Source organism: Thioalkalivibrio sp. ALMg11, from assembly GCF_000377905.1.
In the GTDB taxonomy this organism is placed as follows: Bacteria; Pseudomonadota; Gammaproteobacteria; order Ectothiorhodospirales; family Ectothiorhodospiraceae; genus Thioalkalivibrio.
On the sequence record NZ_KB898875.1, the window covers coordinates 84,816 to 105,729 of the forward strand.

Here is a 20,914-nt window from a genome sequence, read left to right on the forward strand (position 1 = left end):
TCGCGGGACGATTCAAAATAGACACGGGGCGCTGGCGCTGGATGTCTGAGCGGAGCCGCAGGCGTAGCGAGTTCAGCGCCGCCCGCGAAAAGCCTCGGAGCGAGGGAAACCCCGGCCCGCGCAGCGGGCCGGGGTCGCGGCAGTCGGGCGCGTTTCTTGGGTACTTCTTTGCACGAGCAAAGAAGCCAGTCGTTGATCAAACACGGGCGCGGCGCGCTGGCGGTTCAGCGCCTGGCAGGCGGCCGGACGGAGGCACGTAAACACCGGATGCCGAACGAGGATCCGCTTCGGGAAGGGCAATCTCCGACCGGAGGATCAGGTGGGGCAGGGTGTCTGCCAGGTTGTCACGCGGGCGGGGTCGCCGTCGGTGTTGTCCAGGCGGGCGAGGGTCATGCGGTTGCCCCAGACGCAGCCGCTGTCCAGGGCCAGCCAGTCCGGCCCGACGCGATGTCCGAGGGCGGCCCAGTGGCCGAACACGATCGGGTGGCCGGCGGCCGCACGGCCGGGCACCTTGAACCAGGGGGTGAGGTCGGATGGGGCCTCTTCCGGCGGGCCATTGCCGGCGAATTCCAACCCCCCGTCGGCGGTGATGTAGCGCATGCGGGTGAAGGCGTTGATGGTGTAGCGGGAGCGGTCGTAGCCGTCGAGATCGGGGCTCCACAGCGTCGGTTCATCGCCGTACATGACCTTGAACAGCGCCTGACGACGGGTGGGGTCGCGTAGATCGGCCTCCACGCGCCGTGCCTCGATCTGCGCTGTGCCCGGGTCCCAGGCCGGCGGGAGGCCCGCATGCACCAGGGTCCAGCCGCTGGACGCGTCGGAATGCAGTAGCGGGCGCCGCGCCAGCCAATCCAGCAGGTCGCCGGCGTCCGGGGCGTCCAGCACCGGGCGCAGGGTGTCCTTGCCGCCGGGTTTGCGCACGCCTTCCGCGGTAGCCAGCAGGTGCAGGTCGTGGTTGCCCAGTACCGTGGTGGCGGCATCCCCCAGCGCCCGGACCCGGCGCAGGCAGCCGAGCGAGTCCGGGCCGCGGTTGACCAGGTCGCCAACCAGCCACAGATGGTCGACCGCCGGGTCGAAGCGCACCTGCTCCAGCAGGCGTTCCAGCGGGTCCAGGCAGCCCTGGAGGTCGCCGACGACGTACAGTGCCATCGGGCAGCCTAGTGCAGCGTGCGCGGGACGGAGAGCGTGAACGGCGGGATCGGCGCGTCGAAGGTGTTGCCGCGTTCGTCGCGCATGCCGTAGCTGCCCTCCATGGTGCCCACCGGGGTCTCGATCACCGTGCCGCTGGTGTACTCGAAACTGTCACCGGGCTCGATGCTGGGCTGTTCCCCGATCACGCCCTCGCCGCGGACCTCCTGCGTCTGATCGCGGCCATCGCGGATGATCCAATGGCGGTTGAGCAGTTGCACGGTCAGCGCGCCCGCGTTGCGGATCACCACGTGATAGGCGAATACATAGCGGTCGTCATCGGGTTCGGACTGGTCTTCCACATAGGCGGTGGAGACCTCGATCTCGATGGTGTGGGCTTCGGTGTCGTGCTCTTGGGGCTGGTTCATGCGGTTGCGGCTCCAGATTCGTGAGCGGGAAACGCCCGTGCGCGGGGCAGGCCCGACATCAGGGTTTCACGGACCGGCTGGCGTAGACGGCAGCGCCGAGCAGGCCCGGTTCGGGGTGCATGATAAGGGCCACGGGCAATTGCTCAAGCAAGTGGGTCATCGGTGGGCGATTACGGAAGGCGCTGCGAAAGCGCGGTCCACGGAACGCCTCGACCCAGCGCGGGGCGATGCCGCCAGCCAGGAAGACCCCCCCGGTGGGGAGTGCGGTCAGGGCCATGTCGGCCAGTTGTCCGGCGTAGACGCCGATGAAGCGATCGATCACGGCCTGCGCCGCGGGGTGCCCGGCGAGCGCCAGTTCGCCAATCGCCGCGGCGGGTTCGGCGGTCTCCAGCGCCTGCGCCAACTCTGGGTCGGGCTGGCGGTCGAGCTCGAAATGCCCGATGCGGGCGATCCCGCGACCGCTGAGCAGGTGCTCGCGCGTGCAGTATCCCAGTTCGCGGGCCACGAAATCGCCCAGTGCGGCCTCCTCCGCCCCGCTGGGCGAGAAGCGCGCGTGGCCGCCCTCGCCGGGAAAGATGGTGGCCGCGCCGGTCGGGCCCACCAGGCAGGTGCCGAGTCCGGTGCCGGCGCCCGCGACCAGGCGCAGGCCGGCGGGATCGTGCGCTCCTTCCTGCAGGGTCTCGCAGTCCTGTGGTTGCAGGGCATCGAGGCTCGCCCCGATGGCGGCAAAGTCGTTCAACAGGGTGATGGGTATGCCCAGGCGTGCACCGAGCGTGGTGGTGTCCAGCGGTGGCCAGGGCAGGTTGGTGACGCGCGCCCGGCCGTGATGCACGGGGCCGGCCACCGCGAGGCCCGCCGCAGCAAAGGTATCCACTGTCGCAACCTCGGTGCGCCAGCGTTCGAGGATGACGGCCAGGTCGAGGTGCTCGTGGCTGCGGTAGCGCTGGGCCTCGTGCAAAGACCACCCGTCCGCATCGCGGTGGGCGCGGGCAACGCGGGTATTGGTCCCGCCAACATCGGCAACGATCAGGTCCATGGGCCCATGGTAGCGGATCGCGGCCGCTGGCTGTTCAGGGGGCGGCGGGGTGGATGCGTCGAGCCAGGGCCTCGAAGCCGGCGATGTCGATGTTTTCCGGGCGCTCGCCCGGATCCAGGCCGGCGGCCTCGAGGTCGGCGATCTCGGCCAGGCCCGAGAGCCCGCGGCGCAGGGTCTTGCGGCGGCTCGAGAACGCCTGGTTCACCACCCGTGCGAAGGTAGGGTATAGCGCCGGCGCGACGCGCGGTTCGGCCAGGGGCGTGATGCGCACGACGCTGGAGTAGACCTTGGGCGGGGGGTGGAAGGCCCCGGGGGGCACGGTGAACAGGGCGGTGGCCTGGGCGCGGGCGGCCAGCATGACTGTCAGGCGCCCGTAGCGCTTGCTGCCGGGGGCGGCGGTCATGCGCTCCACGACCTCGCGTTGCAGCAGGAAGTGCATGTCGCGGATCGCACCGACCTGATCCAGCAGGTGGAACATCAACGGGGTGGAGATGTTGTAGGGCAGATTGCCGACCACACGCCAGCCCCGCTCGGGCAACGTGCCGAGTTCGGATAGCTGCATATGCAGGGCGTCGCCCACGTGCAGCTCCAGGCGCTCGGGGGGGAAGCCGGCGCGCAGGCCGGCCGCCAGGTCGCGGTCGATCTCCACTGCGACCAGGTGCTCCAGGCGTTCCAGCAGGGCGGCGGTCAGGGCGCCGCGGCCGGGACCGATCTCCAGCACGGCATCGCCTGGTTGCGGGGCGATCGCCGCGACGATGCGCGCGAGGATGCCGGCATCGTGGAGGAAGTTCTGGCCGAAACGCTTGCGGATCGGCGACGAGGTCTTGATTCGGGTCATGCCCAGGGGATACTCCGGCGTGCGGCGGCTCGCGCCGCGAGGGTTTCGGCCAGGCGTTCGGCGGCCTGGAAGCTGCCGACCTCGGCGAGCCCGGTGCCGGCCAGATCCAGCGCCGTGCCGTGGTCCACCGAGGTGCGGATGAAGGGCAGGCCCAGGGTCACGTTGATGGCGCTGCCGAAGCCGGCATGCTTGAGCACCGGGAGGCCCTGGTCGTGGTACATGGCGAGCACGGCATCGACGCCTTCGAGGGCGCGCGGGGTGAACGCGGTGTCGGCCGGGAGCGGCCCGCGCAGATGCAGGCCGGCTTCCCGCAGGCGGTCCAGGGTGGGGGTGATGATCTCGATCTCCTCGCGTCCGAGGACACCATCCTCGCCGGCATGCGGGTTCAGCCCGCAGACGGCGATCACCGGGGCGGCTATACCGAAGTCGCGCTGCAGATCGTGATGCAGGACGCGGGTCACGGTCTCCAGGCGTTCTGCGGTGATGGCGTCGGGGACCGCGCGCAGTGGCAGGTGGGTGGTGACCAGCGCGACCCGCAGGCCCTCGGTGGCCAGCATCATCACCGGCATCGGGGCGCCAGCGCGCTCGGCCAGCCACTCGGTGTGACCACTGAAGGCGATCCCGGCGCGGTTGATCACGCCCTTGTGGACCGGCCCGGTGACCATGGCCTCGAAAGTGCCGTCGAGGCAGCCGTCGGCGGCCGTGGCCAGCAAGGCCAGCACGTGCTCGGCGTTGGCCGGGTCCAGGGTGCCGGCGACCACCGGGGTCGCCACCGGTACTGGCAGGATCTCCAGGGTGTGGGCCGGGGTGACTGCGCGCGGGCGTTTCGGGTCGAAGTGCACCAGGCGCAGGGATTCGCCGAGCTGGCGGGCACGGGCCTCCAGGATGTCCGGGTCGGCGATGGCGACGCGTTGCGCGTGGCCGCGCTGCCGGGCCATGGCGATCAGGAGATCGGGCCCGATGCCGGCGGGGTCGCCGGCGGTCAGGGCCAGGCGCGGGACCGGGTGGGCCCCGCGCGGATCAGGAACCGAAGCCGTCGACCCGGTATTCGACATAGGCCTCGTCCCGCAGGCGGCGCAGCCACAACTCGAGTTCTTCCTCGCGCTTGCGGTTTTGCAGGATCTCGCGGGCACGGGCCCGGATCTGTTCGCGCGAGGTGTCCACCTCGCGGCGTTCCAGGACCTCGATGATGTGCCAGCCGAACTGGCTCTCCACCGGTTCGCTGACCACGCCCGGTTCCAGGGCGTCCATGGCCTCCTCGAAGCCGGGCACCAGCTCGCCTGGGCTGACCCAGCCGAGGGTGCCGCCCTGGGCGGCCGAGCCGGGGTCGTCCGAGTTGGCGCGCGCGAGGTCCTCGAAGCTCGCCCCCTCGCGGATGCGGTTGTGCAGCGATTGCGCCTGGCGCTGCGCGTCCTGTTCACTGCGCACCTGGTCCGGGCTGATCAGGATGTGACGCACGCGGGTCTGCTGCACGCGGGTCTGGTCGCCGCCCTCGCGGTCCAGCAGCTTCATGATGTGGAAGCCGCCGGGCGAGCGCAGGACCTCGCTGATCTCGCCCGTGCGCATCAGCACCGCTTGGCGGGCGAACATGCCGGGGATCTCGCTAGCCGAGCGCCAGCCGAGGTCGCCGCCTTCCAGGGCCTGAGGGCCTTGGGACTCGCTGATGGCGACGGTGGCGAAGTCCTCGCCCTCGCGCACGCGCTGGCGCAGAGACTCGGCCTTCTCGCGTGCCGCGGCGATCTGGCCGGCATCGGCGCCCTGGGGCAGGGGGACCATGATCTGCGCAATGCGATAGCGCACGCCGCGGTCGATTGCGCCGCTCTCGGAGGCGATCAGGTCGGCGATTTCCGGGTCGGAGACGCGGATGCGCTGATCGACCTGGCGCCGCTGCAACTGGTTGACGGTGAGCTCGTGGCGGATCTGCTCGCGAAAGGCGTTGAAATCCACCCCGTCCTGCATCAGGGCCCGGCGCAGCTGCGGCAGGGTCATGCGGTTCTCGCGGGCGATGTTCTCCATCGCGCGGTTCAGGGTCATCTCGTCGATGTTGATGCCGACGCGCTCGGCCTCCTGCAGCTGTACGCGTTCGACGATCAGGCGCTCCATGACCTGACGCGCCAGGGTGTCCTGGTCCGGCGGGCGGTTGCCGCGCTCGACCATCTGCTGGGCGATCAGGTTCATGCGTTCCACCAGCTCGCGCTGAGTGATCACGTCGTCGCCCACCACGGCCAGGATGCGGTCGGTGAAGCGGTCGCCCTCGGGGGTGATGGGGGCGGCTGGGGTGCCGCCCTCGCTGGCGGCCCCCGGGGTCACCGGGGCCTCGACCGCGTCCTGCGACAGCCCACCGGTTGCCGGTCCGGATGTCTGGGCCATGGCCGGCAGGCCGAGGCCGTAGACCAGGGCGGCCAGCAGCGGCAGCAGGGAACGGGCCCCGCTGCGGCGGCGTTGTTCAGGGACGTGCGTCATATCCGGAAATACCCTCGCGCAGTAGCGAATCCACGCCGGAATCGAACCGTGCCAGGCCGTCCAGCGTGAGTTGGAAGTAGATCGAGTTGTCGTAGGTCTCGTCGAAGGAATACGCGCGGCGCGCAACCACGCGGACACCATAGCAGCAACTACGATACTGAAGCCCGGCCAGAAGTTCGAGATCGCGTTCTTCCTGCAGGCTGTAGTTCCAGCGTCCGATGGCGTCGATGCGCTCGGTGACGGGCCACATCACGGAGACGTCGGTCTGGTCGATGGAGCGGGCGCCGGCCTCGCGCTGGCGGTAGCCCACGTTGATCCGGGCGCGCTCGCGCGGGCTGTAGCCGACCGAGACCGCCGCGAGGGTGGTTTCGCCACGATCCTGGTTGTAGAGGATGGAACCGCGGCCATCCCAGGCATCGCCGATGCGGACCCGGCCTTCCAGCGCCAGGTCGGAGGTGGAGGCATCCAGCGCCGGCGCGTTCGGGTTGCGCCGGACCTCGCGATCGGCGAGGTAGTAGATCTGCCCGGCGGACAGGCTCAGGCGTTCGCGGCCGGTCTGCTGGTCGAAGATGCGCGTGGTCAGGGCGGTGGTGACCTGATGGGTGTCGCCCACCCGGTCGGCGCCGACGAAGCGGTCGAGGCTGAACAGGTTGTCGAAGCTGAAGGCGGCCTCGCCGGTATCGAAGATCGGGATGTCGTCCTGGTCCCGGTAGGGCACGTAGCCGTAGAAGATCCGCGGTTCCAGGGTCTGGAGCCGCTGCCCGCCCGCGATCGGGCGCTCGAAGATCAACCCGGTGTCGATGGAGCCGCGCGGCACGGTGCGGCTGATGGATTCGGGGCGGTTGTTCTGGCCGCGGCGGTCCAGTTCGTAGCGGGTGTGGCGGACCCCGACGGCGGGTTCGAAGAAGAAGCCGCCGGTATCAAAGCGCCAGCGGACCTCGGGATTCAGGTCGATACGGGTGCCAAGCGGGCGTGTGGAGACGTCCTCGTCGCGCTCGAAGCGGACCAGCTCGGTGGCGAGATCCCAGGAGAGGCCGTGGCCCAGGTATTCCCCGGCCTCCAGCGTGATCTGTGGCAGTCGCTGGTAGGGCTCGCCCGCGTCGCGCAGATCGGGGTCGACGATCTGGTAGTCCTCGATGCGTGTACGCAGGCGATAGGCCGGCTGGTTCCAGGTCAGGTCGGCGGAGCGACGCAGATAGGGGGTGGAACCGGCGTAGCGATCGGAGTTGGCGAAATCGACGAAATACTCGCGGTCGGAGACGTCCGCGGCGTCGAGGCGCAGGTTCAGGTTGGAGGTGATCCGGGTCTGGTGTCGCCACTGGGCGAAGTGGCGGTCTTCCCCGGTCTCGCGGTCACCCGGCAGATAATGGACGTCGAGGATGCCATTGTGCCGGGGCTGCAGATAGCGGAACTCGGTGCCCAGCATCACGCCGCGTTCTTCCATAACGCGCGGGGTAAAGGTCGCGTCGTAGTTGGGCGCGATGTTCCAGTACCAGGGGGTCGCGAGATCGAACCCGGTGCGTCCACCCGTGCCGGCGCTGGGTAGCAGGAAACCGCTCTTGCGGCGATCGTCCAGCGGGAAGTTGATATACGGCGTGTAGGCGATGGGCACACCCTTGAAGCGGATCGTCGCGTTGCGGGCCACGCCGACGCCGCTTTCGCGGTCCAGCTTCAGGTCGCTGGTGCGCAGCCACCAGGAGTCGTTGCCCACCGGGCAGGTGGTGTATTCGGCGTCCTCGAAGTCGTGGCGGTGCGGGGCATGCTGGATGCCGCGTTCGGCGCTGCCGCGGGCCGGGATGGACTGCACCAGGAAATCGATCCTGCGGAATTCGCCGGTCTCTTCGTCCAGGCGATATTCGCCGCCCTCGGTGTGCAGCAGCAGGTCGCCGTCGAACAGCCGGGTGTCACCCTCGGTGAGGGCGGTGCCGGAGGCACGGTCATATTCGAGGAAGTCGGCATCCAGCCGTCGCCCGGCCTCGAACAGGTGCACGTTGCCCGAGGCCGAGATACGGTCGCCATCGCGGCGGACGTAATCCGCGTCAATCTCGGTCAGCCGGCCCTCGAGGGTGCGCAGCTCGGGCCATTCGATCCCCGGGGCAAACTCGCATCCCGACGGGCGTTCGTCGGCGGGTGCGGTTACGGGGATCAGGCCGGCGGCCGCCAGACCCAGGCTCACCGCGACCTGCCGCGCGATCGGATGACGGCGAGGCGCGGAGCTGGCGGGCCGGCGGCTCATCCAGTATTCAGGACAGCAGCTGGCGGATCTCGTCGAAGATCAGCTCGATATCGCGGGTACCGTTGATGTGCTTGAGCAGGCCGTGGCCGTCGTAGTACTCGATCAGCGGCTGGGTCTGCTCCTCGTAGACCTTGAGTCGGTTGACCACGGTCTCTTCGTTGTCGTCCGCGCGGTGGAGCAGTTCGCCGCCGCACAGGTCGCATACGCCTTCCTTTTGCGGCGGGAAGGTATGGGTGTTGAACACCGCGCCGCAGTCGCCGCAGGAGACGCGCCCGGTCAGGCGCTGCTTGAGCTCTTCGAACGGGACGTCGATCTGGATTGCGCGGTCCAGCGGCGACTCGATGTCGGACAGCATGGTGTCCAGGGCCTCGGCCTGGGCGACGTTGCGCGGAAAGCCGTCGAGGATGAAACCCTTCTGCGCATCGGGCTCCTGCAGGCGATCGCGGATCAGCCCCAGCACCAGGTCGTCGGGGACCAGCTGGCCGGCATCCATTGCGCTCTTGGCCTGCTTGCCGAGTTCGGTCTCGGCAGCGACGGCGGCGCGCAGCAGGTCGCCGGTGGAGATCTGGGGGATGCCGAAGGTGGCGACCATCTTCTTGGCCTGGGTGCCCTTGCCGGAACCGGGGGCGCCCATCAGGACGATTCGCATAGCTGACTCCTGCCGGGTGCCGCGCCGAACCGCAGGACTAGCCGGGAACGGGGGCGGCACGGTGAATGGCGGTGGCGAAACGGGGCTCGTCACTGACGACGCAAACCGTTTCCCGAGCGCGGTCTTATACCGCCTGAAGGTGCTTGCCCGCAACCGTTGGGGCCGGTGGCCGGGTGCCCTTGAGGTGCGTGTCCCCTGTATAATGCCTGGCTAGCCAAACAAACTTTTCGGGAAGCAAGCATGGACATGAACCAGATCGAAGCCGGCAAGGATCTCCCCAATGACGTTAACGTCGTGATCGAGATCCCCGCCCACGGGCAGCCCGTCAAATACGAGATCGACAAGGACAGCGGGGCCCTGATGGTCGATCGCTTCATGACGGTCGCGATGTTCTATCCGTGCAACTACGGGTTTGTTCCGCACACCCTGTCGGAAGACGGCGATCCGGTGGATGTGCTGGTGGTCACCCCGGTGCCGCTGATGCCGGGTTCCGTGGTGCGTTCGCGTCCGATCGGCGTGTTGCAGATGACCGACGAGGCGGGCGTGGACGCCAAGATCCTGGCCGTGCCGGTGACCAAACTGCATCCGCAGTACGAAAAGTATCAGGGGCCGGAGGACGTGGGTCAGGAACTGCTGGACTCGATCAAGCATTTCTTCGAGCACTACAAGGAGCTGGAGAAGGGCAAGTGGGTCAAGGTCGAAGGCTGGGCGGACGCCGAGGCGGCCAAGGCGGAGATTGTTGCCAGCTACAAGCGTTTCCAGAAGAGCAAGATCTGACGTCGCCACCCGCTGCCTGCAGCGAGAGGCAAGCGCCGGGCCGCCCCCTTGGGGCGGTCCGGTCTTTGCGTGGGCGGCAGTCAGCGCCGGTCACGGCCCCGTGACCCCCTGAAATGGCCGAACGCGACGCCTACGGCGAGGAACAGCAGGACCGCGAACGCTTTGCCGTGCGCATCCTGCTGGCGCTGGTGATCCTGGCGGTCATTCTGTTGGCGCTGGGCTGGCGGCTTTCGGGTCTGCAGGTCGGTGCGCACACGCACTTCACTACGCTCTCGGAGAACAACCGCCTGCGGGTGGAACCGATTGCCCCCACTCGAGGGGTGATCCGCGACCGCAATGGCGTGCTGCTGGCGGGCAATCGCGCCTCCTATCAGCTGGAGGTTACGGTCGAGCAGGCCGGCAATCTCGATTCCCTGCTCGCTCGCCTGCGCGGTTACGTGGAGTTGAGCGAGGCGGACGTGGAGCGGTTCCAGCGCGGGGTGAGGCAGCGGCGGCCGTTCCAGCCGGTGTTGCTGAAGGCCGGGCTGGACGACGAAACGGTGGCGCGGATCGCGGTTTCGCGCCACGAACTGCCGGGGGTGGAGATCGAGGCGCGGCCGCTGCGGTTCTATCCGCTGGGGTCCGAGTTCTCGCATGCGGTCGGCTATGTCGGACGTATCAACCGGCAGGACCTGCAGCGGGTCGACGGGCGTGCCTATGCCGGCACCTCGCATATCGGCAAGAGCGGCGTCGAGCGCTACTACGAGGATCTGCTGCACGGGCAGCCGGGCTATCGGCAGGTGGAGGTGAACGCCCAGGGACGCGTGATCCGCGAACTCTCTGTGACCCCGCCGCAACCGGGTACGGACCTGACCCTGACTCTGGACGTGAACCTGCAACAGGCGGCCTATCGGGCGCTGGATGGGCGGGACGGGGCCATCGTGGCCGTGGATCCGAACAACGGCGAGGTGCTGGCGCTGGTCAGTGCCCCCGGTTTTGATCCCGAGTCGTTCGTCCACGGGATCTCGCAGGCCGACTTTGCCGCGGTGCGTGACGACCATCGCCGGCCCCTGTTTAACCGTGCCCTGAGTGGCCAGTATCCGCCGGGTTCGACGATCAAACCCATGGTGGGTCTGGCGGCGCTGGATGAAGAGGTGACCACCGCCGAGCGCGAGATGTTCGCCCGCGGGTATTTCCAGCTCCCGGGGCATGAGCGTCGCTATCGTGACTGGCGCCGCGAGGGGCATGGTCGCGTGGACATGTCGCGCGCCATCGCGGTGTCGTCGGACGTCTATTTCTACGACCTGGCCCACACCATGGGGATCGACCGCATGGTCCCGATCCTGGGGGCCTTCGGGATCGGGCAGCGGACCGGCATCGATTCCACCGGGGAGCGCTCGGGCATCCTGCCCAGCCGCAACTGGAAACGGGCCACGCACGACCAGGTGTGGTTCCCCGGCGAGACCCTGATCACCGCGATCGGCCAGGGCTACATGCTGTCGACCCCCCTGCAGATGGCCGACTTCACCGCGGCCCTTGCGGCCCGTGGCGAGCGTTATCAGCCGCACCTGCTGCGCTCCATGGACAATGGGGTGGGGGAACCCGAGTATCGCCTGCCCACGTTGCGGGATCCGGTGACGGTCGACGCGAAACACTGGGATGCCATCCACGGCTCGCTGGTGGAGGCCGTGAACGCCCGTCATGGCACCGCCTGGGGTAGCGTCGGTAGTACCCGGCCGGAGTACACCATCGCCGGCAAGACCGGTACCTCGCAGGTATTCAGTCTGGGCGAGGACGAGGAATACGACGAGGACGAACTGGCGCGGCGCCTGTGGGACCACGCCCTGTTCGTGGGGTACGCCCCGGCCGAGGATCCGCGCATCGCGGTGGCGGTGCTGGTGGAGCACGGCGGTTCCGGTGGCCGGGTGGCGGCGCCGGTGGCCCGCGAGGTCCTGGATGCCTATCTGCTGGAGGGGGCGGGCATGACGATCGATGCCCCGGAGGACGAATGATCAGCGTGACCGGTCGCGAGATGTCTGTCAGCCAGTGGGTATTGCGCAGCCTGCGTCTGGACAGTGTGCTGCTGGTGCTGCTGTCCATCCTGCTGCTGCTGGGGCTGGCGGTACTGTTCAGCGCCACCGGCGAGAGCGTGGTCGCCCTGGAGCGTCAGGTCATGCGCATTGGCCTGGGGGTGGCAGCCATGCTGCTGGTCGCCCAGGTGTCCATGCATGCCCTGCGGGCGTTCTCGCCATGGCTGTTTGTAGCCGGCGTCCTGCTGCTGCTGGCGGTGATGTGGGTCGGCGACGTCGGCAAGGGCGCGCAGCGCTGGCTGGATCTCGGTTTCATGCGCTTCCAGCCTTCGGAGATCATGAAACTCGCGGTGCCGATGATGGTGGCCTGGTACCTGTCGCAACGGAATGGTCGTCCGCGCTTCCAAGACCTGGTGGTGACCGCGGCGCTGATCCTGGCGCCGGTCTATTTGATTATGCAGCAACCGGATCTGGGTACCTCGATGCTGGTCGGGGCCGCCGGGTTCCTGGTGATCTTCCTTGCGGGGCTGGGCTGGCGCTGGTTCGTTGGGCTTGGGGTCACGGCGGCCGCCGCCATCCCGATCCTGTGGTCGCAGATGCTGGACTATCAGCGCCAGCGGGTGCTGACGCTGTTCAACCCGGAGTCCGATCCGCTGGGCGCCGGCTATCACATCATCCAGTCGAAGATCGCCATTGGGTCCGGCGGGCTGTATGGCAAGGGCTGGCTGAACGGGACCCAGTCGCAACTGGAGTTTCTGCCGGAGCGTTCCACCGACTTCATTTTTGCGGTCTACGCCGAGGAATTCGGCTTTATTGGTGTCGCGCTGCTGCTGCTGCTGTATTTTGCGATTGTTGCGCGCGGGCTCTGGATCGCCGCACTGGCACAGGACCGCTACGCCCGGTTGCTGGGCGGGAGTATCAGCCTGACCTTTGCGGTCTACATGGTGGTCAATATCGGCATGGTGACCGGCCTGTTGCCGGTGGTCGGCGTGCCGCTGCCCCTCGTTAGTTACGGGGGTACTTCGCTGGTGACCCTGATGGTCGCCTTCGGTATTCTCATGAGCATAGCCTCCCAGAAACGCCTGGTGAATCGATGAGCCTGAACTTGCGCCCCGTGTGGGCCCGCATTGTCCGCCCGACCCTGTTACGTACCGGGCTGGTCCTGTCCCTGGTGGCCGTGTCCCTCCCGGTCGCGGCCGAAAGCGAATTCCGTGCCGGCGACCCGCCGTATCTCGAACGCGACGAGGTGCAGGCGTTCATCGACGAGCAGGTGGAGGCCGGCCGCGATCGCGAGGCGCTGGAGGCGATGTTTGATGCCGCCGACCCGCAGCAGCGCATCCTCGACCTGATCTCCAGCCCGGCCGAGGCGCGGCCGTGGAAGGACTATCGTCCGATCTTCATTACCGACGAGCGCATCGAGCGCGGCCGCGACTTCATGGAAGAACACGGCCACTGGCTCAAGCGCGCCGAGGATCGTTTCGGTGTGGAGCAGAAGATCATTGCCTCCATTATCGGGGTCGAGACCTACTACGGCCGCAACACCGGTGGCTTCCGCGTGTTCGATGCCCTGGTGACCCTGGGCTTCGACTACCCGCCGCGGTCGGATTTCTTCCGCCGCGAGCTGGGCGAATTCCTGACCCTGGTGGACGAGGAAGGCCTGGATCCGCGCGAGACGCGCGGCTCCTACGCCGGGGCCATGGGGCGCGGCCAGTTCATCTCCTCCAGCTATCGCCACTACGCGGTGGACTTCGACGGCTCCGGTCAGCGTGACCTGTTGAACTCCTGGCCGGACGCGATCGGCTCGGTGGCCAACTACTTCCGCGAGCACCACTGGAACCGTGGCGAGCCGGTGGTGGCGAAGGCGCGGGTCGAGGGTGATGCCCACGAGGCCCTGATCAGCCGCAACTACCAGGCTCGTTTCGACCTCGACGAACTGGCCGAGCACGGCATTTACCCCGACGAGGCCGTGGACGAGGATGGTGAGTATTCCTTCATTCGTCTCGCGGGCGATGACGGTTACGAGTATTACCTGGGATACCCGAACTTCTACGTGATTACCCGCTATAACCGGAGCCCGCTGTATGCGATGGCCGTGCACCAACTTGCCGAGGCACTGGCCGACTAGTCCGGCCTCCGGGCCTGCGCCCGGGGCGCTCCTGCTGGGGTTCGTGTTGCTGGCGCTGGCTGGCTGTTCCGGCACACCGGAGCGCGACCCGCGCCCGCTGGGTGACGCCGCCTATGACAGCTATCCCGATGCGGCCGACGTGCCGCAGGACCTGGCCTTGATCCCGGAACCGACGCCGCGCGCCGAGCCGCCCAGCCGCTATGGCAACCCGTCGGAATACGAGGTGTTCGGGCAGCGTTATCGCACCTTGCGGACCAGTGACGGCTTCGAGGAAGAGGGCATTGCCTCCTGGTACGGCACGAAGTTCCACGGCCGGCGGACTTCCAGCGGCGAGCCCTACGACATGTATGCGATGACTGCGGCACACAAGTCCCTGCCGCTGCCGAGCTATGTCGAGGTCACCAACCTGGAGAACAACAAGCAGGTGGTGGTGCGGGTGAATGATCGCGGGCCGTTTGTGGATGGGCGCATCATCGATCTTTCCTACGCCGCGGCCCATCGCATCGACATGACCGATGCCGGTGTGGCTCGCGTGCGTGTGCGCTCGGTGGGGCCGGGTGATACCGAGCCCGACCGTGTTGCGGCCGCGCCGGCATCGGAGCCCGTCGATGTGGCCGCCGTGACATCGCCGGAACGGGTGGCGGAGCGAGTCCCCGAACCGGTACCTGAAACAGCAGACTCCGCGATGTCCGCCGCCGGGTCCAACGGCGAGGTCGCCGGGGGTGGGCGTTTTGTCCAGGTCGGGGCGTTTTCCGAGCGCCAGTCGGCCGAGCAGGTGCGCGAGGATCTGCGCGCCCTGGGCTTCGGCCCGGTCCGCATCTCGACCCTGGGGCGGGACGACGGTGCGGACCTCCATCGCGTGCGGATCGGCCCGCTGGCGGATGGCGATGAGGTCCGCGCGATCACGGATCGCCTGCAGGGTGCGGCGCACGTTGATTACCGCGTGGTCGAGAACGCCCGGTAAAGGCTGCTGCCGCTGTTTTTCCGGCCCTTCCCGGGCCCCACTCTGCTATCGTAGACCGGTCCTTAAGGAGGTCCTTCCCAGCCATGACTCTGTCCGTCCGCACTCCCTTTTTGCCGCTCCTGGTGGCCTGCCTGCTCGCGCTGCTGGTGTTTGCCCCGGTGCACGCGCAGGAACAGCAACTGCCCGTGGCCGGGGACGGGGCGAGCACCCCCAGCGGGATCCCGCGCCCGCCATCGGATGTGACGGCGGCGAGTTATGCGCTGATGGACTTCGACTCCGGTCTGATGCTGGCCAGCCGCGATCCGCAAGTGGAGCGCGAGCCGGCCAGCCTGACCAAGGTGATGACCGCCTACGTGGTGTTCGGCGAGATCACCGAGGGCCGTATGGCGCTGGACGATACGGTCACGGTGAGCGAGCGCGCCTGGCGCACCGGGATGACCGGGGCATCGCGGATGTTCATCGAGGTCGGCGAGGAAGTCGCAGTCGAGGACCTGTTGCGCGGCATGATCGTCCAGTCGGGGAACGATGCCTCTACCGCGCTGGCCGAGCATGTGGCCGGCTCCGAAGGGGCCTTTGTCGACATGATGAACGCCCAGGCTCGTGAACTGGGGATGCGCCAGTCCTATTTTGCGAACCCGCATGGCCTGCCATCCGACGAGTCGCAGTACACCACCGCGCAGGACATGGTGCTGCTGGCACGGGCGCTGATTCGCGATTTCCCGGATCTCTATGGCTACTACAGCGAGCGGTCCTTCGAGTACAACGACATCTCCCAGAGCAACCGCAACATGCTGCTGTGGCGCGATTCCGGCTTTGATGGGCTGAAGACCGGCTGGACGTCGAATGCCGGGTACAACCTGGTGTCCTCGGCCAAGCGCAACGATCGTCGCGTGGTGGCCGCGGTCATGGGCATCGAGGCGGCCGACCATCAGCAGGGCGGGACCCGCCGTGCGAACGAATCCCAGGCGCTGGTGAACTGGGGTATCCGTTTCACCGCGACCCGCAAGCTGTTCGAGGGGGCGCACGAACTGGGCACGCCACGAGTCTATCGCGGGGCGGATACCGAGGTCGCCGTGGGGCTGGCCGAGGACTTCTGGGTCATGGTTCCGCCCGGGCGCGAGGATGACCTGGACGCCTCGATGGAGGTGCACCAGCCGCTGGAGGCACCGCTGGCGGCGGGCGATCCGGTCGGTGAGGTGGTCGTGCGCCTGAATGGCGAAGTGATCCGTACCCAGCCGCTGGTTGCGTTGCACACTGTGGAGCAGGGTGGCGTCGTACGCCGCCTGTGGGATGGTGCAGCGCTGGGTATCCAGGCGGCCTGGCCGTTCTGAAACGCAGGTCGCGCGTGACTATTGCCTACTTCAACGGGGACTACCTGCCGCTGGATCAGGTGCGGATCTCGCCGCTGGACCGCGGTTTTCTGTTCGGAGATTCGGTCTACGAAGTGATCCCCAGCTACGCGGGCGAATTCTTCATGCTCCCCGCGCATCTCGAGCGCCTGGATCGGTCCCTCGCAGCCATTCGCATCTCCAACCCCTTTGACGCCGGGCAGTGGACTGCGCGTCTGGAAGATCTAGTGGCGCGCAATGCCGACCCCGCCACCCCGGATCTGGGGGTGTACCTGCAGGTGACCCGCGGCGTCGCCCCGCGCGATCATGCCTTCCCACCGGATGCCCGGCCGACGGTCCTCGCCATGGTGAGCCCGATCCGTCCCCTGCCGGAGACGGTACGGACGGAGGGCGTGGCGGCGGTGACCGCCGAGGACCGACGCTGGGGCCACTGCGACATCAAGGCGACCACGCTGCTGGCCAACGTCCTGAGCCGCCAGGCCGCGGTCGAGCAGGGTGCGGTCGAGGCCATCCTGCTGCGCGACGGGCAACTCACCGAGGGTGCCGCCAGCAACGTCCTCGTGGTTCTCGACGGCCGGCTGGTTACCCCGCCTCTGGCGCCTTCGGTACTGCCCGGGGTGACGCGTTCGCGCGTTCTCGATCTGGCGCGCGAGCTTGGTTACCCGGTGGAGGAACGCGCAGTGAGTGCGAGCGAGCTGATGCGTGCCGAGGAGATCTGGCTGACCAGCTCGACCCGCGAGATCTTGCCGGTGACACGCCTGGATGATCGCGTCGTCGGCACGGGGCGGCCCGGGCCGGCTTGGGAGGCGGTGCATGCGGCCTATCAGGCTGCCAAGCCGGGTTCCCCCGTGGGTGAACGATTGCAGTCCGGAGGTGCGGCATGACTGAACGCGAGACCCTGATCGAGTTTCCCTGCCGGTTCCCGGTGAAGGTGATGGGGGATGCCCATCCGGAGTTGATGGAGGCCGTGGAGGGCTGCGTGGCCGAACACCTGGATGCCGATGACGCGGTGATCGAGCAACGGGCCTCGCGCGCCGGCCGTTACGTCGGTATCACCATCACCTTTACCGCGACGAGCCAGGAACAGCTGGACGCCTTCTATCGTTCCCTTGGCCGCTGCGACCGGGTGCGCATGATCCTGTGAGTCCGGTCTGGGTGGAGGTTCGCGAACTGGGGCTGCAGCCCTACATCCCGGTGTGGCAGGCGATGCAGTTGCACGGGCGCGAACGTGCCGCGGATGCGCCCGATGCGCTGTGGTGCGTCCAGCATCCCCCGCTCTTTACCCAGGGGCGCAATGGCCGTCCCGAGCACTTGCTCGATCCCGGCGCCGTTCCGGTGGTCGCGATCGACCGTGGGGGGCAGATCACGTATCACGGGCCGGGCCAGCTGGTGGTCTACACCTTGCTGGATCTGAAGCGGCTCGGGGTGGGCGTGCGGCGTCTGGTCGAGTGTCTGGAACAGGCCATTATCGATACGCTCGCCCAATGGGGTATCGAGGCCGAACGCCGGGCGAACGCACCCGGTGTCTATGTCGGCCACGCAAAGATCGCAGCGCTCGGTTTGCGGGTGCGCCATGCGCGCAGCATCCATGGCCTCGCCCTGAACGTGGCGCCGGTGCTGGCGCCGTTTGCGCGGATCAATCCCTGTGGCTATGCGGGCCTGGCGACGACCTCCATGCAGGGCCAGCTTGCTGGTCCGGTCGCAATGGACCGCGTTCGAGACGCGCTCCTGGCGAATCTCGCCATCCAGCTGTTCGAGGGGGCGGATCTCCCGCTTCAGCACGAGGCGGCGCTGCCCGCCGAACTGGTGCGAGTCCTGGCGCTGGGGCGTTGTCCGGCACCGTGATGGCTCCCCGGCGATAGCGTTCCGCTGGATCAGGCTTGCCGCCGCGTTTCTGAAGGCTGGCCTTGGTTCATCTTCTGGTGTTTACGTGCCTTCGTCCGGCCGCCTGCCACGCGCTCTCTCGCGAGCGCCCCGCGCCCGTTGTTGATCAAAAACTGGCTTCGCTCTTGCAAAGAAGTACCCAAGAAACACGCCCGACTGCCGCGACCCCGGCCCGCTGCGCGGGCCGAAGTTTCCCTCGCTCCGGGGCTTTTCGAGGGCGGCGCTGAACTCGCTGCGCCTTCGGGTCCGCTCAGACATCCAGCGCCCCCGTGTCTATTTAGAATCGTCCCGCGAAAACCCCCTCCACTCGGCGCGACGACAACGGGGGGTAGGTCCAAACAACGGCTGTCCTGAGGATCGCGCCAATGATTGAAGGCTAGGTCTTCGGGCATCCTGGGCACGCTTGGCCTACGGCCGTTGCGTGCCGCGCCCGCGCAGCGGGCGCCGGGGGACGTAGGATGTGATGAGCGAAGCGAATCGCATCAGGGTTTCGCACGGCGTGGGGAATGGTGCGTTTCGCTGCGCTCAACCGCACCCTACGGGGTACCGTCTGTTTTGACCTTCTCCTCCCGTATGGAGCCCCTTGCGGAATCCGGGTGCCCTTCTTTGGGCACTTTCCTTGGGCAAGCAAGAAAGTGCCTCGGGGCGCGCTGGCGAGTCAGCGCCTGGCAGGCGGCGGACCGGAGGCACCTAAACACCCGATGCCGAACCAGGGCCGGCCTTCTGGGTAGGACACTGGCGCACGCCGGATTTTGATCAAGGGTGGCCGCCCGTGCCGGGCCACCGCCCGCGGCGGGTCAGGCGGTTTCGAGGCCCTGGGCCTGGAGGTCGGCGTGGTAGGACGAGCGGACCATCGGGCCGCTGGCCACCTGCTTGAAGCCCATCTCGCGGGCGCGGTCGCCGAGTTCGTCGAACTCTTCGGGAGACAGGAAGCGCGTGACGGGCAGGTGATGGCGTGAGGGCTGCAGGTACTGGCCCAGGGTCAGCATGTCGCAGCCGTGGTCGCGCAGGTCCTGCAGGACCTCTAGCAGCTCCTCGCGGGTCTCGCCTAGCCCCAGCATCAGGCCGGATTTGGTCGGCACCCCGGGGTGTTGTTCCCGGAACTGCCGGAGCAGCTCCAGCGACCAGGCGTAGTCAGCGCCTGGGCGTGCCTCGCGGTACAGGCGCGGGACCGTCTCCAGGTTGTGGTTGAAGACGTCTGGTGGGGCCTGGTGCATGATTTCGAGCGCGCGATCCATGCGGCCGCGAAAATCCGGTACGAGGATCTCGATCTTCATGTCCGGATTCAGGGAGCGCACCTCGCGGATGCAGTCGACGAAGTGCCCGGCACCCCCGTCGCGCAGGTCGTCGCGGTCCACCGAGGTGATCACGACATAGTTGAGGCCAAGTGCCTGGATGGTCTCGGCCAGGTGACGGGGCTCGTCCGCATCCAGGGCATCGGGCCGGCCGTGGGCGACGTCGCAGAATGGGCAGCGGCGGGTGCAGATGTCGCCCATGATCATGAAGGTGGCGGTGCCATGAGCGAAGCATTCGCCGAGGTTCGGGCAGCTCGCCTCTTCGCAGACGGTGTGCAGTTTCTGCTCGCGCAGGATGCCCTTGATGCGCTGCACCTCGGGCCGAGCCTGGCTTTGCGCGCGGATCCACTTGGGCTTGCGCTGGGGTTTCTCGGTGGGATGGATCTTGACCGGGATGCGCGCGACCTTGTCGGCGGCGCGCTGTTTTTCACCGGGCTGGGGGCGGATTCGAGTGTCCATGGACCTTCCCTGAATTTCGTGGCGGCCGGATTGTGTGGCCGGCGTGGGGCGATCGGGCGTGCTCAGGCAACCTCGCGGATCAGCGCCTCGACTTCCTGCCTTGCCGTCTCGATGGCGGGCAGGTTGTCGTCCTCGTCGAGGATGAAGCCGAGGCGTTCCACTGCCCGCAGGTCGGCGAGCGGGATGCGGTCGGCGAGCAGGTCGTCTTCGGCATCCCGCGGGCACGCGGCGCGGGCGATTCGCACGATGTCGGTCAGGGCGTGAGCCTCCGGGTTTTCCGGGCCGCCGGAATCGCGAATGGCCTTTATGATATCGGATGCCAGGCCCCATTGCTGGGCAACCAGTTCGCCGATCAGGCCTTCCAGTCGGAACAGTACGCGTTCCACTTCCCCGAGTGTTCGGCCCGGATGGGTGCGGGCTACCTCGGCGATGACCGGCAAGGCCCCGACTCGGTGCAGGAGTCCGGCGAGCAACGCACTCTGCGGATCGGCGGCCTCGCACTGGTCGGCCAGCACGCAACTGACCGCGGCAATGCGTGCGGAGCGCCGCCACAGGCGTTCCAGCAGTTCGTGGTAGGGGTTGTCGCGATGGATGAAGACCTGGTGCATCGCCAGGGCCATCACCAGCTGGCGGGTGCGTTCCAGTCCAAGCCGGGCGACGGCATCCTGAAGGCGCGAGACGACACGGCGGCTGCCCATGGCCGGGCTGTTGGCCACACTCAGCAGGCGGCCGGCAACACTGGCATCTTCCTCGATGATGCGGGTGGCCTCGGCGATCGAGACATCCGGGTCCTTCAGGGCCCGCTGCAGGTGCAGGGCGACCTCGGGGAGCTGGGGCAGGGCCAGTTCCCCGGAGTAGGCATGGGTGTAGATACTGCTGAACAGTTCGCCCTCGAGATCGGACAGCTCGATCTCGCTGACCTCGACGCTGTCCTGGCCGCCGCCGTCGATCAGGGTTTCATAGACCTTGCGATCAAGCATGGCGAGGGTCGAGCGAGTCGCGGCGATGGCATGGCTGTGGTAGTCGTGCGGATCGAACAGGGGGTTCAGCGCTTCGCTGCTGTCGCCTTTCAACATGACCGAATGGCGCCCGCTGGCCAGGATCATGCGGCCTTCCAGCAGGAAGATCATGCTGCGGAATTCGTCGCGTGCATGCAGCTTGAAGCCCGGGTCCACCGTCATGGTCCGGGCGTGCTTCAGCAGCTTGTCGCGGGCCCGGTCGCTCAGCTCGGCAAACGGGCGCAGCTGGGGAAGGCGTTGCGCGATCACCGCGGT

At 67.8% G+C, this 20,914-nt stretch carries 19 protein-coding genes; 9 read left to right on the forward strand and 10 right to left on the reverse strand.

All coding sequences use genetic code 11. From position 1 onward, the window contains the following. Nucleotides 1–315: 315 nt before the first annotated feature. The 8 genes from D578_RS0109975 to D578_RS0110010 are packed head-to-tail and all read right to left on the reverse strand — an operon-like array spanning nucleotide 316 to nucleotide 8,778. Entirely contained in the window at nucleotides 316–1,149 is an 834-nt protein-coding gene (locus D578_RS0109975) for a symmetrical bis(5'-nucleosyl)-tetraphosphatase (RefSeq protein ID WP_018949816.1), read from the reverse strand. Nucleotides 1,150–1,157: 8 nt separating this feature from the next. Next, the gene (apaG, locus tag D578_RS0109980; RefSeq protein ID WP_018144096.1) at nucleotides 1,158–1,556 is read right to left on the reverse strand and encodes a Co2+/Mg2+ efflux protein ApaG; all 399 of its coding nucleotides are present in this window, start codon (nucleotides 1,554–1,556) and stop codon (nucleotides 1,158–1,160) included. A gap of 58 nt (nucleotides 1,557–1,614) precedes the next feature. Then, nucleotides 1,615–2,592, reverse strand: a complete 978-nt coding sequence (locus D578_RS0109985; protein ID WP_018949817.1) for a glucokinase — start codon at nucleotides 2,590–2,592, stop codon at nucleotides 1,615–1,617. Nucleotides 2,593–2,626: 34 nt separating this feature from the next. After that, entirely contained in the window at nucleotides 2,627–3,430 is an 804-nt protein-coding gene (rsmA, locus tag D578_RS0109990; RefSeq protein WP_018949818.1) for a 16S rRNA (adenine(1518)-N(6)/adenine(1519)-N(6))-dimethyltransferase RsmA, read from the reverse strand. Further along, complete coding sequence (gene pdxA / locus D578_RS0109995; RefSeq protein ID WP_018949819.1) at nucleotides 3,427–4,485, reverse strand: 4-hydroxythreonine-4-phosphate dehydrogenase PdxA; 1,059 nt, start codon at nucleotides 4,483–4,485, stop codon at nucleotides 3,427–3,429. Before pdxA ends, rsmA begins: the two co-directional genes overlap by 4 nt. Continuing rightward, nucleotides 4,451–5,893 (reverse strand): peptidylprolyl isomerase, encoded by a 1,443-nt coding sequence (locus tag D578_RS0110000; protein WP_018949820.1) that lies wholly within the window; start codon nucleotides 5,891–5,893, stop codon nucleotides 4,451–4,453. Before D578_RS0110000 ends, pdxA begins: the two co-directional genes overlap by 35 nt. Further along, nucleotides 5,877–8,129 carry an LPS-assembly protein LptD gene (locus tag D578_RS0110005; protein WP_018949821.1) on the reverse strand — a complete coding sequence of 751 codons (2,253 nt, stop codon included), beginning with the start codon at nucleotides 8,127–8,129 and terminating at the stop codon, nucleotides 5,877–5,879. The genes D578_RS0110000 and D578_RS0110005 overlap by 17 nt, the downstream gene beginning before the upstream one ends. Nucleotides 8,130–8,136: 7 nt before the next feature. Next, nucleotides 8,137–8,778 carry an adenylate kinase gene (locus tag D578_RS0110010; protein WP_018949822.1) on the reverse strand — a complete coding sequence of 214 codons (642 nt, stop codon included), beginning with the start codon at nucleotides 8,776–8,778 and terminating at the stop codon, nucleotides 8,137–8,139. A 240-nt stretch (nucleotides 8,779–9,018) separates the two neighbouring features. Between D578_RS0110010 and ppa the strand changes: the two genes are divergently transcribed. From ppa to lipB, 9 genes are all read left to right on the forward strand, one after another. After that, nucleotides 9,019–9,555: an inorganic diphosphatase gene (gene ppa / locus D578_RS0110015; RefSeq protein ID WP_018144089.1), complete on the forward strand. Its 537-nt coding sequence runs from the start codon at nucleotides 9,019–9,021 to the stop codon at nucleotides 9,553–9,555. A 113-nt stretch (nucleotides 9,556–9,668) separates the two neighbouring features. After that, on the forward strand, nucleotides 9,669–11,546 hold the full coding sequence (gene mrdA / locus D578_RS0110020; protein ID WP_018949823.1) for a penicillin-binding protein 2: 1,878 nt from the start codon (nucleotides 9,669–9,671) through the stop codon (nucleotides 11,544–11,546). Beyond that, complete coding sequence (rodA, locus tag D578_RS0110025) at nucleotides 11,543–12,661, forward strand: rod shape-determining protein RodA (RefSeq protein ID WP_018949824.1); 1,119 nt, start codon at nucleotides 11,543–11,545, stop codon at nucleotides 12,659–12,661. The genes mrdA and rodA overlap by 4 nt, the downstream gene beginning before the upstream one ends. After that, a complete protein-coding gene (gene mltB / locus D578_RS0110030) occupies nucleotides 12,658–13,689 on the forward strand; it encodes a lytic murein transglycosylase B (RefSeq protein WP_018949825.1) in 1,032 nt (343 codons plus the stop codon). Before rodA ends, mltB begins: the two co-directional genes overlap by 4 nt. Next, nucleotides 13,646–14,653 carry a septal ring lytic transglycosylase RlpA family protein gene (locus D578_RS0110035; protein WP_081617362.1) on the forward strand — a complete coding sequence of 336 codons (1,008 nt, stop codon included), beginning with the start codon at nucleotides 13,646–13,648 and terminating at the stop codon, nucleotides 14,651–14,653. The genes mltB and D578_RS0110035 overlap by 44 nt, the downstream gene beginning before the upstream one ends. Nucleotides 14,654–14,736: 83 nt before the next feature. Then, on the forward strand, nucleotides 14,737–15,984 hold the full coding sequence (locus tag D578_RS0110040) for a D-alanyl-D-alanine carboxypeptidase family protein (RefSeq protein ID WP_018949827.1): 1,248 nt from the start codon (nucleotides 14,737–14,739) through the stop codon (nucleotides 15,982–15,984). A 14-nt stretch (nucleotides 15,985–15,998) separates the two neighbouring features. After that, nucleotides 15,999–16,886, forward strand: coding sequence for a D-amino acid aminotransferase (locus D578_RS0110045; protein WP_018949828.1), 888 nt, complete (start codon nucleotides 15,999–16,001; stop codon nucleotides 16,884–16,886). Further along, nucleotides 16,883–17,146 (forward strand): YbeD family protein, encoded by a 264-nt coding sequence (locus tag D578_RS0110050; RefSeq protein WP_018949829.1) that lies wholly within the window; start codon nucleotides 16,883–16,885, stop codon nucleotides 17,144–17,146. The genes D578_RS0110045 and D578_RS0110050 overlap by 4 nt, the downstream gene beginning before the upstream one ends. Further along, a complete protein-coding gene (lipB, locus tag D578_RS0110055) occupies nucleotides 17,143–17,847 on the forward strand; it encodes a lipoyl(octanoyl) transferase LipB (RefSeq protein ID WP_018949830.1) in 705 nt (234 codons plus the stop codon). Before D578_RS0110050 ends, lipB begins: the two co-directional genes overlap by 4 nt. Before the next feature lie 836 nt (nucleotides 17,848–18,683). On the opposite strand, the gene lipA is transcribed toward lipB, so the two are convergent. Together lipA and D578_RS0110065 are read right to left on the reverse strand one after the other, a co-directional pair. Then, the gene (lipA, locus tag D578_RS0110060) at nucleotides 18,684–19,640 is read right to left on the reverse strand and encodes a lipoyl synthase (RefSeq protein WP_018949831.1); all 957 of its coding nucleotides are present in this window, start codon (nucleotides 19,638–19,640) and stop codon (nucleotides 18,684–18,686) included. 62 nt (nucleotides 19,641–19,702) lie between these two features. Further along, nucleotides 19,703–20,908 (reverse strand): HDOD domain-containing protein, encoded by a 1,206-nt coding sequence (locus D578_RS0110065; RefSeq protein ID WP_018949832.1) that lies wholly within the window; start codon nucleotides 20,906–20,908, stop codon nucleotides 19,703–19,705. Between the last annotated feature and the right edge of the window lie 6 nt (nucleotides 20,909–20,914).